The organism is Flavobacterium restrictum (assembly GCF_007097245.1).
GTDB classification, from domain to species: Bacteria; Bacteroidota; Bacteroidia; order Flavobacteriales; family Flavobacteriaceae; genus Flavobacterium; species Flavobacterium restrictum.
This window is the reverse complement of the sequence record NZ_VJZT01000002.1, coordinates 191,206-208,869: the sequence shown is the minus strand read 5'-3', so window position 1 is coordinate 208,869 and position 17,664 is coordinate 191,206. Positions and strand designations below refer to the sequence as shown.

Sequence of the window (17,664 nt, the reverse complement as noted above, 5' to 3'; positions counted from 1 at the left end):
ATTATTTTTTTTCACTCAAGGCTTTGGCCAATAAGGAAACTATTTTTACTCTGCGTTATCTAAAAAATCTTTAATCTTATCTACATATTTGTCTAGAAAGGATCTTCGGATTTTGGTTTCAGTTGATTCAGCTCCTGTGGGTTTGTTTGCCACCACTTTTGTTGCGATATGTACTGGTTCCTGAACCTCTGGAGTGGGTTCTACATAGCGCTCTCGCTGGTAAACTACTCTTTCAGGAATTACATTTACTTGCATTTTTACAGCACTTTGTGTTTTCTTTTCGATGCTGTTCATCACTAATCCAACGGCTGTTGCGTACAACGGACTTGAAATTTCTTCATCGGAATTTCCGGCTAAATGCTCGTTTGGATATCCAATTCTGGTATCGATTCCAGTAATGTATTCGACTAATTGCTTGATGTGTTTGAGTTGAGCTCCGCCACCTGTAAGTACAATTCCAGCAATTAATTTTTTACGAGGATCCTCGTGACCGTATACTTTTATTTCGGCAAAAACTTGTTCGATAATTTCGACAACGCGGGCGTGAATTATTTTAGAAAGATTCTTTAGCGAAATTTCTTTTGGTTCTCTACCTCTTATTCCAGGAATGGATACAATTTCATTGTCTTTATTTTCTCCAGGCCATGCAGAACCAAATTTAACTTTCAATAATTCGGCTTGTTTCTCTACAATCGAGCAACCTTCTTTAATATCTTCGGTAATGACATTGCCTCCAAAAGGAATTACAGCAGTATGACGAATAATTCCATCTTTAAAAATGGCTAAATCCGTTGTTCCGCCACCTATATCAATAAGTGCAACTCCTGCTTCTTTTTCTTCTTGACTCAAAACTGCGTCTGATGATGCCAATGGTTCTAATGTTAATCCTGACAATTCGATGCCTGAACTTTGAATACACCTACCCACATTTCGAATTGACGAGGCTTGTCCTACAACAATATGAAAACTACTTTCTAAACGACCACCATACATTCCCACAGGCTCTTTGATGTCAGATTGTCCGTCGATTTTAAATTCTTGTGGCAATACATGTATGATTTCTTCACCTGGAAGCATGGCTAATTTGTGCACTTGATTGATTAACATATCAATATCGCAATCGCCTATTACTTCTTCGGGATTGCTACGGCTAATGTAATCGCTGTGTTGAATGCTACGAATGTGCTGACCTGCAATTCCTACTACAACATCTTTTATTTTATAACCAGAATTATTTTCGGCTTCTAAAATAGCTTGTTGTATGGATTGAATAGTTTGAGTAATGTTATTTACAACTCCTCTCGCTACACCCAAACTTTTGGATTTTCCAACACCCAAAATTTCTAGTTTTCCGTACTCATTTTTTTTGCCTATCATGGCAACAATTTTTGTTGTCCCAATATCTAGACCTACTGCAATATTCTCTTTTTCCATTCTCTATTATTTAGTACACACTACTTGTTCTGTAAACCGGAGGTCAATTTTTTTGTATTTTGTCAAAACACTATCTGAAACTGCTTTCTGAAAAAAAGCTTTGTAATTTTTAAATTTTCGCTCTGCATTCCTTACGCTACCAAAATCTATTTGGTAATCAAAATTTCTATTGAGCATTAATAAGCTTCCATTTGGCATTATTTGTATCCCAATGATGTTTTTTTTCAAAAACGCATCGTTATAGATTGCACGAAATATTTCGGTTAAATCTTTCTTGTTTTTTGCATTTATTTCCCCAGAAACAAGTGGAACTCTTGCGGTAAAATTTGCTGAAAGCGGCATGTTATTTCCTTTATAATCAATATAGAAAGACGTGCCGTTATCAAAAATTCTCGCTATGGGAGTTTTTTGTTTAACTACTGCTTTTAGAACACCATCGATACTCACAAAAACATCTGATTCGTCTATCATTGCTTGTGCGCCTATCGCTTTTTCCAATTTATTCAAATCTAAGTCTTCTCTACGAATACTTTGCACCTCTTTTTTATTTTCTATTAACAATTTATTAACCGTTTCCTGTTTAATAAAAAGCGTATTTTCTCCAACAAAAACGACTACTGATTTAACAATTTTCCGCTTTTCATTTCGTTTTGAGGTAAACGAAAACAGGAAAATCACCAATACCACCATCAGCAACAATCGAATATTTGTCCAATTAAATCCTTTCATACAATGCTTTTTTTATGGTGGGTACCATTTCGCCCAAATCGCCTGCGCCAATGGTTACAATTATAGTAGCATCAGTTGCCAAAATAGTTGGAATCAAATCTTTTTTGGTTACTAATTTTTTATTTTCGTTTGTCATTTTATCCAGTAGCCATTGCGACGTAATTCCTTCCATGGGTAGTTCCCGTGCGGGATAAATATCTAATAATAACACTTGGTCAAATTGTGACAAGCTTTTGGCAAAATCATCAGCAAAATCTTTGGTTCGACTAAACAAATGGGGTTGAAAAATGGCTACTACTTTTTGATTAGGATACAATTCTCTAACCGCTTGATGTACCGCATTTATCTCCGTAGGATGGTGTGCGTAATCGTCTATATAAACTAAATGAGGTGTTTTTATTTGGTATGAAAAACGTCTGCGAATCCCTCTGAATGACATTAAAGCTTTAGCAATTGCCTCGGTCGGGGTGCCAAAAGTTTTTGCCATTGCCAAAGCCATTAATGCATTCATTAAATTGTGTTTTCCAGGTAATCCAAAATGTAAATCCTTGATTATTTCGTCTGGTGTTTGCACGTCAAAAACATAACTAGCCTCTTGAATTCGGACGTTAAATGCCTTGAATGTTGCCTCTTGGTTTACTGCGCAAACCACACCTTCAATTGACAATTCATTGGTTATAAAAAGGTTGTTTTTATCAGTTATTTTATCGGCAAATTCTATAAACGAGGCCTCTATTGCTTCGCTGGTACCATATATATCCAAATGATCAGCATCCATGGAGGTGATGCAAGCAATATTGGGATGCAAATGCAAAAAGGAGCGGTCAAATTCATCGGCCTCGACTACCGTAATTGTCTTGCCAGTTCCTATTAAATTAGAGTTGTAATTTTCTACAATTCCGCCTATAAAAGCGGTAACATCGGCTCCGCTTTCATATAAAATATGCCCCAAAATACTTGACGTGGTTGTTTTTCCGTGCGTTCCTGCAACAGCAAAACAAAAAGTATCTTTGGTGATGATTCCTAAAACTTCGGCTCTTTTTTTGACTTGGAAATCATTTTGCAAAAAATAATTCCATTCCAAATGTGCTTTCGGAACGGCAGGCGTAATAATCACTAACGTATTGCTGGGATTAAAATGACTGGGAATCAAAGTTATATTGTCTTCAAAATGAATTGCAATGCCACTTTCGATTAATTCGTTTGTAAGTATTGACGGTGTTTTGTCATAGCCTGAAACTTCTTTTCCTATGGCTTTAAAATAACGTGCCAAAGCACTCATTCCAATGCCTCCAATTCCTATAAAATAGACGTTATGTATTTGATTTAAGTTCATTTTTTTTCTTCATCCCAACCCCTCACCAAAAGAGAGTGTTACCAAAACTGGAAAAGGGTTATTTTAAATTATTATTACTTATTTTTACTCATAAAAAAAAAGACCCACTTATAAATTGAAAAATTAAATATCTGTTGAACTATTAGGAATAATCCAAAAACAACAAATCCAATTCCAAAAAAATAGCTTATCCAATAACTCTCCTTTTTTTTTATCTCTCTATTCATAATATAGAAATAAATACTTATCCCAATGATTACAAAAACACTACCTAAAAGTAATTGATAAAACATATTTTATTTTTTTATACTCCAAGACTACTTTTGGTAGGTAGATTATTGAATTTATAGCAACTTAACAATGGCATCAACTATATTTTGAGTTGCCATAGGCAAAGCCAATTGTTTAATGTTTTCGCTCAATTGCAATTGTTTGCCTTTGTCCTTCAATAAGGCTTCAAAAACAAGACTAAACTGACTGTCTAATTCAGATTCTTTCAACATGAGTGCTCCTTTTTTGGACACTATCGCCTGTGCATTTTTAGTTTGGTGATCTTCGGCGACATTAGGGGAGGGTATAAAAATAACGGGTTTCCCCACGATACACAACTCCGAAACCGAGGAAGCTCCTGCTCTAGAAATTACTATATCCGCCGCAGCATAAACCAAATCCATTCTTTCGATGAAGGCAACCACCTGAACATTGGTACTGCTGTATTTTTTATAATCTTCTAAATATAATTTTCCGCATTGCCAGATTACTTGAATATTTTGCAAAAGAATTCCGTCTATTTCTTTTTCGATTAATTGATTCACTCTACGGGCACCTAGGCTTCCACCCAAAACCAAAAGTGTTTTCTTGGAAGTATCCAAATTAAAAAATGCGATTGCTTCGTCTTTTTTGGTAGCAACATCCAGTAAATCTTGACGTACAGGATTCCCAGTCAGGATCATTTTTTCTTTTGGAAAAAAACGATCTAGATTTTCATAGGCTACACATATTGCTCTCGCTTTTTTGCTCAACAATTTATTAGTAATTCCTGGAAAGGAATTTTGCTCTTGAATCACTGTTGGAATTCCTAGCGTACTAGCCATATTTAGTAATGGGCCGCTAGCAAAACCGCCAGTTCCTATTACCACATTGGGCTTGAATTGTTTGATTATTTTTCGGGATTCCCATAAACTAGCTACTAGTTTAAAGGGGAACATTGCGTTTTGTAAGGTCAATTTTCGTTGCAATCCTGCAATCCAAAGTCCTTTTATTTCGTAACCCGCTTGTGGTACTTTTTGCATTTCCATTTTATCTTTGGCACCTACAAAAAGAATTTTGGCATCAGGAAAACGAACTTTTAATTCGTTAGCAATAGCAATTGCTGGATAAATATGTCCACCAGTTCCACCACCACTTAAAATAAATTTATATTGAGCCATTTTTATACTAATTAGTCAATTTGTATCTACTACTTATTTGCTACTGCACTCATGGGATTTGTTGCTTTATCCTCAATAGAATAGGATGTTGCATCCATTTCAGGATCCTCCTCTGATGCTATGTGAGCGTCTATCAACTTGCGAAGTGCTTCGTCTCTAATTGCTTTTTCTTTCAATTCTTCGGCAATTTCCTCTTCTTTTCTGGTGACACTTATAATGATTCCTAGCGCAAAACAGGTCATCCAAATCGAGCTTCCACCACTACTGATAAGGGGTAACGTTTGCCCTGTTACCGGAAGTAACTCAACGGCAACTGCCATATTAATCATGGCTTGAAATATCATAGGAAAACCCAAACCTACCACCACTAATTTGCCAAATAAAGTATTGGCTTTGTGCGAGGCAATTACAAACCGAAACAGCAATAATAAGTACAATCCCAGAATGACTAATCCGCCAAACAATCCCCATTCCTCAACTATAATGGCAAAAATAAAATCGGAAGAGGATTGTGGCAAAAAATTCTTTTGAACGCTTTTTCCCGGACCCAAACCGTAAAGTCCTCCCGAGGCGATTGCTATTTTTGCTTTTTCTATTTGGTAATCATCTTCGTTGGGTTTGTTGCTAGTAAAATTTTCGATTCGGCTTCCCCAAGTTCCTACTCGGCTAAAAAATCTCGAATCGGGAAATGCTTTGGCAATCAGAATAAAAAAAGCTAAAAAAACAATACCCGAACCAATTATAAAACCAATATATTTTAAAGGATACTTTCCTATAAAAACCAACATAATAACCATGGAAAAGATTAATGCAGTAGTCGAAAAGTTAGCCGGTAAAATAAATAATAAGGTTATAAAAACGGGCAACCAAAGTTCTATTAAAGATGACTTAAACGTAATGGGTTCTTCTCTTTTTTTTGACAAATAACGGGCCACAAATATAAATAATATAATGGCTGCGACAGTCGATGTTTGAAAGGTAATACCTATAAACGGAATTTGAATCCACCTACTCGCATTGGCGCCCGCAATTACGGTACCTTTGATTAAAGTATAGGCTAAAAGTAGCCAAACTACAGGTAAACCGGCTTTGGATATGGCTCTAAAATAATGATACGGCACTTTGTGTACCCAGTAAATTATTAAAAACCCAATACAAATATGTGCCAAATGTTTGACCAAATAACCTAATGTATTCCCAGTTCCATGGCCAATATAGGCCAAATTACTACTGGCACTAAAAACAGGCATAAACGAAAACAGGGCTAATAAGGCCACGAAGGTCCATATTACTCTGTCTCCTTTTAATTTGTTTACTAGTTCTTTCATTATTAAATTTAGATTTAAGAATTTAGATTTTAGATTCTTGCGTGATTACAATTTATTTTGTTTGCTTATTCTATCATTAATAGTTTTTTTAATCTTGAACTAATAATCTAAAATTATAAATTATGAACCGCTTGCTTAAATTGTTGTCCTCTGTCCTCGTAATTTTCGAATAAATCAAAACTCGCACAAGCTGGAGAGAGTAAAACGGCATCGCCTTTTTCGGTTAAGCGTTGTGCCATTTTTACGGCATCGTTCATATTCGTAACTTCAATCATGATGTCGACTACGTTCCCAAAAACATCTATAATTTTTTTGTTATCTACACCAAGGCAAATGATGGCTTTCACTTTTTCTCTCACCAATGACATCAATTCATTGTAATCATTTCCTTTGTCAACGCCACCTACAATCCAAACTGTTGGCACATTCATGCTATCCAAAGCAAAAAAGGTTGCGTTTACATTGGTTGCTTTGGAGTCATTTATATATTGCACGTTTTGTATTTTGAGTACTTTCTCTAAACGGTGTTCAACGCCCTGAAAATTTGATAAACTCTCCCGAATAGTTGCATTTCGTATTTGCATTATTTTGGCGACAGAAGTAGCAGCCATAGCGTTTTTCATATTGTGTTTCCCTTCTAATGCAATGTATTCCGTCTCCATTATAAACTCTTCGTGATTGATTCTAACTTCCATGTTGTTGTTTTTGATAAATGCTCCTTGTTCAAAATCTTGGGTCAGTGAAAAAGGAATTAATGTTGCTTTTGTTTTGTTTGTTGTTAACCATTCCGTTGTTGCTTCATCATCCGAATCATAAATTAAATAATCGGATTCAGTTTGATTCCTTGTAATTCTAAATTTTGAAGCAATGTAATTTTCATATTTATACTCGTATCGATCCAAATGATCAGGACTTATATTGGTCAAAATGGCAATGTGTGGTTTGTAATTGATAATCCCGTCGAGTTGAAAACTGCTCAACTCCAGCACGTAGATATCAAAATCATTCTCGGCAACTTGCCACGCAAAACTTTTCCCGATATTTCCGCCTAAACCCACATTTAAACCAGCACTTTGCAATAAATGATAGACTAACATCGTGGTGGTGGTTTTACCGTTGCTACCTGTAATCCCTATAGTCATTGCATTGGTAAAAGGAGCGGTAAATTCTATTTCGGAAATTACTGGAATCTCTTTGGCAATCAATTTTTTTACTATTGGTGCTTTGTCTGGAATTCCGGGACTTTTCATGACAACATCGGCATTTAGAATCAAGCTTTCAGTATGCTGCTCTTCTTCCCAAGGAATGTCATTTTGAATAAGCACTTCTTTGTAATTGTCTTTTATTTTTCCAAAATCAGAAACAAATACTGTATATCCTTTTTTCTTTCCCAAAATAGCTGTGCCTACACCACTTTCTCCTCCACCTAAAACAACTAGTCTTTTCATTTTATTCTGAATTAAAAATTAAAAATTAAAAATTAAAAATTTTGGACACCATTAACCGAATTCAAGCAGCTTTTCATTCCTATTATTTTCAATTCGTATTTTTAATTGATTTACATTTTCTCTTTTAAGGTTATTATAATTTTGTCTAGTATTTTTATAAATTTCTTCAGCTTCAGCATAAACACTTTCAAATTCACTACTAGAAATATAATCGGTTTCTTTTAATAATTTTAACCAATAAATGGTTTCTTGCGCTTCTTTATGTGAAATTTCTAATTTGAACAAAAACTCTTTGTCAGATCTACCACCTATTGACTCTTCTATGTTCGCACCAATGGAAGTTCCGCTTCTTAAAATTTGCTTGATAAAACAAATTCCTTGTTTTTACTCGTCAAATATTTGTATAAATTGATTATTCGTACTGCAAAATAGAATGATTTTTCTTGAACAATGTTTTCTTTCATTTTGGTAATTTTTAATTTTTAATTTAACGAAGTTTTAAAGTTACTATCGATAAAATTGCTAACATGATGGCAACAATCCAAAACCGAGTCACAATCTTACTTTCGTGATACCCTTTCTTTTGATAATGGTGGTGTAATGGTGCCATTAAAAATATTCTACGGCCTTCGCCAAAGCGTTTTTTGGTAAATTTGAAATAGGCAACTTGTAGCACCACCGAAAAATTTTCGACCAAAAATATGCCGCATAATAATGGAATTAGCATTTCTTTTCGCACTGCGATTGCCAATACTGCTATGATTCCTCCAATAGTTAAACTTCCTGTATCTCCCATAAATACAGATGCGGGATACGAATTGTACCAAAGAAAACCAATCAATGCGCCTACAAATGAAAATATAAACACTGTCATTTCCCCTGAATTTGGGATGTACATAATATTAAGGTAATTGGAGAAAATAATATTCCCCGACACGAACGTGAAAATCCCCAGCGCAAATACCGATACTGCCGAAGTTCCTGCCGCCAGACCATCAATACCATCTGTTAAATTGGCTCCATTGGACACGGCTGTGATTATAAAAATTACAACGGGAATAAATATTAACCACGCCCATTTTTCGTAGCCTTCGCCCGTCCAAGCTAATAACTCGGCGTAATTAAATTCATTATTTTTAAAAAACGGGATAGTAGTCGCTGTAGATTTCACTTCTACAGGTGCTTGTACAATGACGTTTTCGGTAGGGGTTTTAAAAATATCACTCTTTCCCGTGTCGGTTCGAACCGTAACTGCAGGACTAAAATAAAGTACGGTACCTACGATTAAGCCCAAACCCACTTGTCCGATAACTTTGAAAATGCCTTTTAGTCCTTCTTTATCTTTCTTGAAAATTTTAATATAATCGTCAATAAAACCGATTGTTCCCATCCACAATGTGGTTACAATTAGTAAAATGATGTAAATATTATGCAACCTTGCGAACAATAATACGGGAACCAATGTGGCAAAAATGATAATCAAACCACCCATTGTAGGCGTTCCTGCTTTTTCATTTTGACCTGCTAAACCAAGTTCTCGAACGGTTTCACCCACTTGTTGATTCCTTAAAAAAGTGATGATTCTTTTTCCGTATATGGTAGACAACAACAACGAAAGCATAAATGCTAATGCAGATCTAAAAGTGATGTACTGAAAAACTCCCGTTCCAGGAATGTCCATTGTTTTGTTTAAATATTCAAATAAATAATACAGCATATCTTTATTTTTTTAAATTCTAATTCGTTTGTTTTTAGTTTTTTTAAAATCGAAAAGGCTGCTTATTTGCCTAATTCTTCTAAAATGTCTTTTACTATTTTCATGTCGTCAAAGTCATGACGAACTCCTTTTATTTCCTGGTATGTTTCGTGCCCTTTACCCGCAATCAATATAATATCATTAGGTTGCGCTAGCTGGCAGGCGGTTTTGATGGCTTGCTTTCTATCGGTTATAGACAACATTTTTTTGTAGTTTTGTGGTGCTACTCCTTGTTCCATTTCCTGTATAATCACTTCGGGATCTTCATTTCTAGGATTGTCAGCTGTAAGGATTACTTTGTCGCTCAATTCAGTTGCAATACCCGCCATAATTGGTCGTTTGGTCGTATCTCGATTGCCACCACAACCTACAACGGTAAGTAGTTGTTCGTTTTTAGTCCGAATAGCAGTAATGGTTTTCAAAACATTTTCAAGCGCATCGGGTGTATGTGCATAATCTACAATTGCAGTAATGTTTTGGGTAGAAACAATAAATTGAAAACGCCCAGAAACACTTTCTAAATCAGATAACAAACGTAAAACTTCTAGATTGTCCAAGCCCAACTCAACAGCAGTTCCGTAAATAGCCAATAAGTTATAGGCATTAAAAGTCCCAATTAATTTTACCCAAACCTCATTGCCATTAATTTTTAATAACAATCCCGATAATTGATTTTCGAGAATTTGTGCTTTATAATCGGCGTAAGATTTTAAGGCATAGGTTCTTTTTTTGGCGACCGTATTTTGCAACATCACTTGTCCGTTCTTATCATCACTATTTGATAAGGCAAATGCCGTTTTGGGTAAGCTGTCAAAAAACGATTTTTTAACATCTCTATATTCTGCAAAAGTGGGGTGGTAATCCAAATGATCGTGTGACAAATTTGTAAAAACGCCACCTACAAAATGCAATCCCTCGGTTCTTTTTTGATGGATGCCGTGCGAGCTCACTTCCATAAAACAATACTGAACGTCTGCAAGAATCATTTCGTTTAAAAAGTGGTTTATTGTAATCGAATCGGGAGTGGTATGTGTTGCTTTGTATTCGAGATCATCTACCAAAATTTTCACAGTTGACAATAAGCCAACTTTGAAACCTGCTTTTTTGAACAATTGATACAATAACGAAGCAATTGTCGTTTTGCCATTGGTACCTGTAATGCCAACTAATTGTAGTTTTTGTGAAGGATTTTCATAGAAATTAGCTGCCATAAATGCCAAAGCTGCATTGGTATCTTTTACCTGAACATAGGCAATTCCTGTTGTCATAACTTCAGGAAATGTATCACAAATAATGGCTACAGCTCCTAGCGCAATTGCTTTTTCGATAAATTCATGCCCATTAGAAACAGTTCCTCGAATGGCAATAAAAACGGAATCCGATTCTATTTTTCTAGAATCAAAATCAATTTTGCGTATCGCAATTTCCGTAGAACCCATAACGGCTTCAATGGCTACTTTGTACAATAGGTCTTTTAATAGCTTCATGATAATTCTAATAGTATCGTTGTGTTTTTCTCAATATTCTGTCCCGCTTGCACCGATTGTTTTTTTACTTTTCCTATTCCAGTTGCTTTTACTTTTACCCCTAAATTTTCTAATAAAGCCACCGCATCCATACCGCTCATTCCTTTTACATTTGGAATTGATTGTCTTTTTTGTTGTGACTTTGCAAAATACGAATCGTAATTTGTTTCTTGTTTTGGTATTTTTTTGTCTAGACTTTTGATCTCATTTGTTGTTGGCGCATCGGTAAATATTTTTTGAGCAATGCGTTTAAAAACGGGACCAGCAACATCGGCTCCGTAATAATTATTTTTGGATGTATTGGGTTTATGAACTACAACAATGCAAGAATATTTAGGGTGATCTGCTGGAAAATAACCTACAAAGGATGAAATATAATATTTGTCACTGCCACCATTTGTGCCATAACCCGCGGCTGCAGTTCCTGTTTTCCCTGCCATTGAAAAATCTTTGGAATACAATTTTGCTGCTGTTCCTCTTTTTACCACATTTTGCAATACGGTTTTCATTTTTTTGATAGTTTCATCAGAACATATCTTTGGATTGATAACTTGCTTGTCGTATTTTTTGATGGTTTTATTCCATTCTTTTATTTCCGAAACAAATTGTGGTTTTACCATTTCACCATTATTTGCAACAGCATTATACAATGTCAATGTTTGTAAAGGAGTTACAGCAAGTCCATATCCAAAAGCCATCCATGGCAATGAGGTAGCACTCCAAGATTTATCTGATGGATGTGGTATTTTTGGTTTTCCTTCTCCTTGAAACGGCAATCCTAATGGTTTGTTTAGTCCCATTTTATCAATTCTATCTACAAATTTTTGAGGATTACTTTTGTAGTTTTCATAAACAGCTTGTACCATTATTGTATTAGACGAAACTTCGAATCCTCTAGCCAAAGAGACTTTACCGTAACCGCCTTCGTGAGAATCGCGAACTTTATCTCCTTTAATAACTATTGTTCCTCCATGACTATCATATACCTTGCTTGTATCCACTTTATGATCATCTAGTAACGCAAGCATATCTACTAATTTGAATGTGGAACCAGGCTCGTGCGATTCGGCAATGGCATAGTTTATTGTTTCATAATAGTTACCTGATTTTTCATCTCTTCCTAAATTAGAAATGGCTTTAACTTGACCCGTTTTGGTTTCCATTACGACCACACAACCGTGTTCGGCGCCATATTCTTCTAATTGTTTCAACAGCGCATGATGTGCGATATCTTGAATGAAAACATCAATGGTCGAAATAACGTCATAACCATCTTGCGGGTCTATTTCGTTAATATCCCGAATGGGTTTCCATTGTCCTTTTGCGATTTTTTGCTTTAATATTCGACCATCTTTTCCGTTAAGGTATTTGCGATAGGCCCATTCAATTCCTTTTCCGTCCGCTATTCCGTCTGGTGTTTTTCGTTCGTAACCAATGGTTCGTTCGGCAATTTGTCCTATCGGATGTTCTCTAACGGTTTCTTGCTCAACTATAATTCCGCCTTTGTACGCTCCTAGTTTAAACAAAGGGTAGTTTTTTATTTTTACAAATTCGGTGTAACTTAAATTTTGGGCAACTAGAAAATACCGGCTTTTATTGGCTCTAGCTTTTCGCAAGTCACTTTCATAAGAATCCGAAGTTTTTCCGAGTAAAAAAGCCAATGAATCCGATAATAATTTTACGTTCTTTTCAAAAACTTCGGTTTTTGGCGCAACCGCATCAAACCGAATTTCGTAGTTAGGAATCGATGTTGCCAAAAGACTTCCGTCAGCCGAATAAATATTGCCTTTGTTGGCTGGAATTACAAAGTTCCTAACGGTTCTTTCCTTGGCCAATTTTCTATAATAATCGCCCTCAACCCATTGAATATTAGTTAATTTAACAGCTATAGCAACCGCCATCATGAAGATAACAACTGCTACTAGATAAATGCGATACGATATGTTTTTATCTTCTACTGCCATATTTTGTTGAAGAAACTTTTTTCTTCCTCTTTTTTTACTTTTATTTTAACAGGCGGAACAGTTGAGGAAAATATTTGTTTTTCCTCCATTTTTGTCGAAACGGTCGATTCCATTTTCAACTTCATCAACTCGGATCGTCTGTCAACAAATTCGGAACGCAACTCTTTTACTTTGTTGTTTAACTCGTTGATTTCGAATACTTTTTGTTCAAATCGTTGGGTGTTTGCAATCATAATAATAGCCAAGACAATCAAAAAAACAATGAATCTCCAGTTTTTGAGTGCATCGTCATTAATAAGGTACTTCGCTTTTAATATTCCGTAAACTCCGTTTTTCATTTGTTCCTCACCCCCAGCCCCTCTCCAGAGGAGAGGGGAGTCAAAACTGGGTACGTTTTAAATATTAGTATTAACTATATTTTATTTTATCTCAACGCTTTACTTGGCGTCTTTTTTTTCAGCGATCCGTAATTTGGCGCTTCGTGCTCTGTTGTTTATTTTTATCTCGTCGGCATTGGGAACGATTAATTTTCCAATTGTTTGGAACGGAACCGAAAAATTACCAAAAAAATCGCGTTCTGGTTCTCCTTCAAATTGCCCGTTTTTGACAAATCGTTTCACCAACCGATCTTCTAGTGAGTGATACGAAATAACACTCAATCGCCCATTGGGATTTAAAATCTCTAATGATTGCTCTAGGAATTCTTTCAAAACATCCATTTCTTGATTGACTTCAATTCGGATGGCTTGGTACATTTGAGCCAAAATTTTATGGCTTTTGTGTGCGGGCAAAAAGCGTCCTAAAACTACTTTTAATTGCTCGGTGTTTTTTATAGGCTCTTTCTCTCGTGCTTCTAGGATTACTCGTGCAATTGCGGGTGCATTCTTCAATTCTCCGTAATCCAAAAACACTCTTTTTAAATTGGCTTCATCGTATTCATTTACCACACGATACGCATTCAAATCGTTTTTTTGACTCATTCGCATGTCTAATTCTGCATCGAAACGAGTCGAAAAGCCCCGCTCGGCAACATCAAATTGATGGGAAGAAACACCTAAATCGGCCAAAATTCCGTCAACACTTTTGATGCCGTAAAAGCGCAAAAAACGTTTTATAAATCTAAAATTCTCGTTGATCAAAGTGAATCTTTCGTCAGACAAAGCATTCGCCAACGCATCTTCGTCTTGATCAAAAGCAAACAGTTTTCCGTCAGGACCCAATCTATTGAGAATCTCCTTGGAATGACCGCCGCCGCCAAAAGTCACATCTACATAAATACCGTCTGGCTTAATATTTAAACCGTCAACTGATGCGTGAAGCAAAACAGGATTATGATATTCCATTATCGTCGTCATTTAGTGTACCCATTACTTCCTCGGCCAAATCTGCAAAATCTACATCTTCGCCGCTTATTGATTTTTCATAGCAATCTTTATCCCAAATCTCCACAATATTCACAGCCGATGAAAAAACAACGTCCTTGGTGATGCTGGCAAATAAAACTAAATCCTTTGGTACTAATAAGCGACCCAAAGCATCAATCTCTACGATCTTAACGCCAGCGGTAAACCGACGGATAAAATCATTGTTTTTCTTGACAAAACGATTGAGTTTATTGATTTTTTGCATCATCAAGTTCCATTCTTCCATGGGATACAATTCTAAACAAGATTGAAACACGGAACGCTTCAAAACAAATCCGTTTTGAAGTGAAGTAGCCAATTGCTTTTTTAAAGGTGCAGGCAACAACAGCCTACCTTTAGCATCAACTTTGCACTCATATGTTCCAACAATTGTATTCACCTAAATAGTATTGAAATGATGTAGAGCAAAAATATAAAATTTATTACCACTATTTACCACTATATACCACTTTGTTGATAAGTTTAACCACTTTGAAATAAAAACACTTAATTTTTAGACTATCAGAATGTTAGCTTGTTTTTTATTTCTTTGAAAGAATGTTAATAGAACCAATAATTTTGATTATTTCTTGCTAAAAATTAGCCTTTTGCTTTCATTTATTACTAAAACCATAGTAAAGTTTTGGTTGAAAAAAACAAGAATTTGTTATGTATTTTTTTAACAAAAAATCAAGTTATACGTTAAAAATTGTCGTCAAAAAATATTTTTAATTTATTAAACCCTATATTTGCCATAATTGAAATTCAGGAATAGGATACATGGAAAAATACTATAAAAAAGAAGGTAAATACAGCTATTACGAGGCTGGAGAAGGAACGCCAATTGTAATTCTCCACGGGTTAATGGGTGGGTTGAGTAATTTTGATGCTGTTGCGAGTTACTTTTCGAACAAAGGCTACAAAATTATCATTCCTGATTTGCCTATTTACACGCAAAACATACTTAAAACAAATGTTAAGAGTTTTGCTATTTATGTAAAGAATTTTATTACCTTCAAGAAGCTAGACCGAGTTATTCTTTTAGGAAATTCGTTGGGTGGTCATATCGCTTTGTACCATACCAAAATGTATCCCGAAAAAGTTTCTGGCCTTGTAATAACTGGAAGTTCAGGACTTTACGAGAGTGCTATGGGAGACAGTTACCCCAAAAGAGGCGATTATGAATACATCAAGAAGAAAGCCGAAGATGTGTTTTATGATCCCAAAATAGCCACTCCAGAATTAATCGACGAAGTGTATGCTACAGTAAACGATCGCATCAAATTAATCAAAACGTTGACCATTGCCAAAAGTGCTATTAGGCATAATATGGCCAAAGATTTACCAAAAATGCACGTTCAAACTTGTATTATTTGGGGTCGAAATGATAAAGTTACGCCACCAACAGTTGCCGAAGAATTTAATAAATTATTACCAAACTCCACTTTATATTGGATTGACAAATGCGGTCACGCAGCCATGATGGAGCATCCTGATGAGTTCAATACGCATCTTGAAAACTGGCTAACGCACACCCATTTAGCCGAACACTAGTAATTAAGGTAATTTTTTTACACCAAATACCATGAAAATTAATACTGCCGAATTTGTTATTAGCAATTCTGATGTAACAAAATGTCCCAAAGATTTTTTGCCAGAATACGCTTTTATCGGACGATCAAATGTTGGGAAATCTTCCTTGATCAATATGCTAACCAATCATAAAAAGCTAGCAAAAACATCTGGAAGACCAGGAAAAACACAATTGATAAATCATTTTTTAATCAATAGCAATTGGTTTTTAGTCGATTTGCCAGGATATGGGTATGCCAAGGTTTCTAAAAAAACCAAATCTATATTTCAAGAATTTATTACGGATTATTTTGAAACTCGACAGCAATTAGTTTGCGCTTTCGTTTTGATAGACATTCGGCACGAAGCCCAAACAATTGACATCGAGTTTATGTCGTATATGGGCGAAAGTGAAATTCCTTTTTGTATTATTTTCACTAAAGCCGATAAAATAAGTAAAGTCAAAATTGACTCGCATATCGCTGCTTACAAGAAACAAATGTTTGCTAATAATTGGGCCGAAATGCCCCATTATTTTGTAACATCTGCCACTGAATCTACTGGAAAAGAAGAATTATTGACCTACATAGACGAAGTAAATCAGGAGGTTTTCAAGAACCAGAATGAGTTTTAAAATTAAATCTCTGATTATAGTTGTTATTTCGTTAATATTAACTTAATAGTATTTGTACTTCATTTATGTATGTTTGTTGCTTAATTTAATCTTTAACTTGTGAGCACAGCACAGATTAAAAAAGTGAAACTATTTCTCGGATTAATTTTACTAACAAGTATTGTTTCTTGTAGTAATGAGTCTAATTTATTAGAATCTGTATCAAAATCCACTAGCGAGGATTGGATTAAGAAAGGGGTAAAGTTAGAAAATCCCTATTCTGTAAAAAATATGAAGTTAGCATTACAGAATTTAAAAAACAAAAATGCTTCATCGAAATCAAATGTTGAAGCTATCGATGATAATTTTGAAATAGAGCCTACACATTTATATGTGAAATTCGAACCAAAGTCAGAGGAGGAGGAAGCTGTTTTAAAGCACGACAGCTCCGTAGTTCTTTTTGATTATCCGTTAGATTACATATTTACCGAGCAAGTATTAGATGCTAGACCTAAACTTGAATCAAGTGAAGTTCCAAATTATTATACCGCAATTCCTATTGACTCTGAAATAGCTAGCGTAGCCCAATATGAAACTTTGGAAGAGTTATACATTCCAGAAGAAGATCCTTATTTTGGGAGTAATTTAACCCCCACTCAAAAAATTTCAGATAAAAAAGAAAAACTATTAGACCAGCTGCTTGACGAGGCTTAATGGTAAAAGATGCTTTTCTTGATAATCATTCGTCTGTTCAAAATAGAAATAGAAGATTGTTAGAAACATGGGCGACTACTGTTGAAATTATGATGACTTTAAACCGGTATAAGACTAAATTCAACAATCCAAATTATTCATACAAACTACACAACCTTCAGTATCAAGATCTTAATTATGATAATTATTATACATCTGGAGGCTACGATATGATTGATGATTTTAATCAGAGAGATTTTGGAAATGATTTTCCAATTGATAGAGTGAATAGCTATTCTCTTAAACAATTGCAAGATGGCTTGAAAGGCGCAAGATATTGGAATCAATGGAAAGATAATTTAAAAAGTAAGTATAATAATCCTACTGAAATGTATTTAGATGAATTGTTTAATAATTGGCAAGATTAATTAT

The 17,664-nt window shown here is 35.1% G+C and carries 17 protein-coding genes; 4 read left to right on the top strand and 13 right to left on the bottom strand.

Annotated elements, in window-relative coordinates; all coding sequences use genetic code 11:
- Nucleotides 1-45: 45 nt before the first annotated feature.
- The 13 genes from ftsA to mraZ form a co-directional block, all read right to left on the bottom strand.
- Nucleotides 46-1,434, bottom strand: coding sequence for a cell division protein FtsA (gene ftsA / locus FNW21_RS03040; protein ID WP_144255258.1), 1,389 nt, complete (start codon nt 1,432-1,434; stop codon nt 46-48).
- Nucleotides 1,435-1,440: 6 nt separating this feature from the next.
- Entirely contained in the window at nt 1,441-2,163 is a 723-nt protein-coding gene (locus FNW21_RS03035; RefSeq protein WP_144255257.1) for a cell division protein FtsQ/DivIB, read from the bottom strand.
- Nucleotides 2,150-3,499 (bottom strand): UDP-N-acetylmuramate--L-alanine ligase, encoded by a 1,350-nt coding sequence (murC, locus tag FNW21_RS03030; protein WP_144255256.1) that lies wholly within the window; start codon nt 3,497-3,499, stop codon nt 2,150-2,152. The genes FNW21_RS03035 and murC overlap by 14 nt, the downstream gene beginning before the upstream one ends.
- Nucleotides 3,500-3,843: 344 nt before the next feature.
- On the bottom strand, nt 3,844-4,929 hold the full coding sequence (murG, locus tag FNW21_RS03025) for an undecaprenyldiphospho-muramoylpentapeptide beta-N-acetylglucosaminyltransferase (protein WP_144255255.1): 1,086 nt from the start codon (nt 4,927-4,929) through the stop codon (nt 3,844-3,846).
- Nucleotides 4,930-4,958: 29 nt separating this feature from the next.
- Complete coding sequence (locus FNW21_RS03020) at nt 4,959-6,257, bottom strand: FtsW/RodA/SpoVE family cell cycle protein (protein ID WP_144255254.1); 1,299 nt, start codon at nt 6,255-6,257, stop codon at nt 4,959-4,961.
- Between the two features lie 113 nt (nt 6,258-6,370).
- Nucleotides 6,371-7,705 carry a UDP-N-acetylmuramoyl-L-alanine--D-glutamate ligase gene (murD, locus tag FNW21_RS03015; RefSeq protein WP_144255253.1) on the bottom strand — a complete coding sequence of 445 codons (1,335 nt, stop codon included), beginning with the start codon at nt 7,703-7,705 and terminating at the stop codon, nt 6,371-6,373.
- A 51-nt stretch (nt 7,706-7,756) separates the two neighbouring features.
- On the bottom strand, nt 7,757-8,017 hold the full coding sequence (locus tag FNW21_RS16770; RefSeq protein ID WP_394344686.1) for a four helix bundle protein: 261 nt from the start codon (nt 8,015-8,017) through the stop codon (nt 7,757-7,759).
- A 175-nt stretch (nt 8,018-8,192) separates the two neighbouring features.
- Nucleotides 8,193-9,422: a phospho-N-acetylmuramoyl-pentapeptide-transferase gene (gene mraY / locus FNW21_RS03005; RefSeq protein ID WP_144255252.1), complete on the bottom strand. Its 1,230-nt coding sequence runs from the start codon at nt 9,420-9,422 to the stop codon at nt 8,193-8,195.
- Between the two features lie 62 nt (nt 9,423-9,484).
- On the bottom strand, nt 9,485-10,948 hold the full coding sequence (locus tag FNW21_RS03000; protein ID WP_144255251.1) for a UDP-N-acetylmuramoyl-L-alanyl-D-glutamate--2,6-diaminopimelate ligase: 1,464 nt from the start codon (nt 10,946-10,948) through the stop codon (nt 9,485-9,487).
- A complete protein-coding gene (locus FNW21_RS02995) occupies nt 10,945-12,951 on the bottom strand; it encodes a penicillin-binding protein (RefSeq protein ID WP_144255250.1) in 2,007 nt (668 codons plus the stop codon). Before FNW21_RS02995 ends, FNW21_RS03000 begins: the two co-directional genes overlap by 4 nt.
- Nucleotides 12,942-13,289 carry an FtsL-like putative cell division protein gene (locus tag FNW21_RS02990; RefSeq protein WP_144255249.1) on the bottom strand — a complete coding sequence of 116 codons (348 nt, stop codon included), beginning with the start codon at nt 13,287-13,289 and terminating at the stop codon, nt 12,942-12,944. The genes FNW21_RS02995 and FNW21_RS02990 overlap by 10 nt, the downstream gene beginning before the upstream one ends.
- A 99-nt stretch (nt 13,290-13,388) precedes the next feature.
- Complete coding sequence (rsmH, locus tag FNW21_RS02985; protein WP_185963873.1) at nt 13,389-14,306, bottom strand: 16S rRNA (cytosine(1402)-N(4))-methyltransferase RsmH; 918 nt, start codon at nt 14,304-14,306, stop codon at nt 13,389-13,391.
- Nucleotides 14,281-14,754 carry a division/cell wall cluster transcriptional repressor MraZ gene (gene mraZ, locus FNW21_RS02980; protein WP_144255247.1) on the bottom strand — a complete coding sequence of 158 codons (474 nt, stop codon included), beginning with the start codon at nt 14,752-14,754 and terminating at the stop codon, nt 14,281-14,283. The genes rsmH and mraZ overlap by 26 nt, the downstream gene beginning before the upstream one ends.
- 380 nt (nt 14,755-15,134) lie before the next feature.
- Between mraZ and FNW21_RS02975 the strand changes: the two genes are divergently transcribed.
- From FNW21_RS02975 to FNW21_RS02960, 4 genes are all read left to right on the top strand, one after another.
- The gene (locus tag FNW21_RS02975; protein ID WP_144255246.1) at nt 15,135-15,908 is read left to right on the top strand and encodes an alpha/beta fold hydrolase; all 774 of its coding nucleotides are present in this window, start codon (nt 15,135-15,137) and stop codon (nt 15,906-15,908) included.
- Between the two features lie 31 nt (nt 15,909-15,939).
- Nucleotides 15,940-16,560, top strand: coding sequence for a ribosome biogenesis GTP-binding protein YihA/YsxC (gene yihA / locus FNW21_RS02970; RefSeq protein WP_144255245.1), 621 nt, complete (start codon nt 15,940-15,942; stop codon nt 16,558-16,560).
- Nucleotides 16,561-16,683: 123 nt separating this feature from the next.
- Nucleotides 16,684-17,253 (top strand): hypothetical protein, encoded by a 570-nt coding sequence (locus tag FNW21_RS02965; protein WP_144255244.1) that lies wholly within the window; start codon nt 16,684-16,686, stop codon nt 17,251-17,253.
- An 89-nt stretch (nt 17,254-17,342) separates the two neighbouring features.
- Nucleotides 17,343-17,660 (top strand): hypothetical protein, encoded by a 318-nt coding sequence (locus FNW21_RS02960; RefSeq protein WP_221932044.1) that lies wholly within the window; start codon nt 17,343-17,345, stop codon nt 17,658-17,660.
- Nucleotides 17,661-17,664 lie beyond the last annotated feature (4 nt).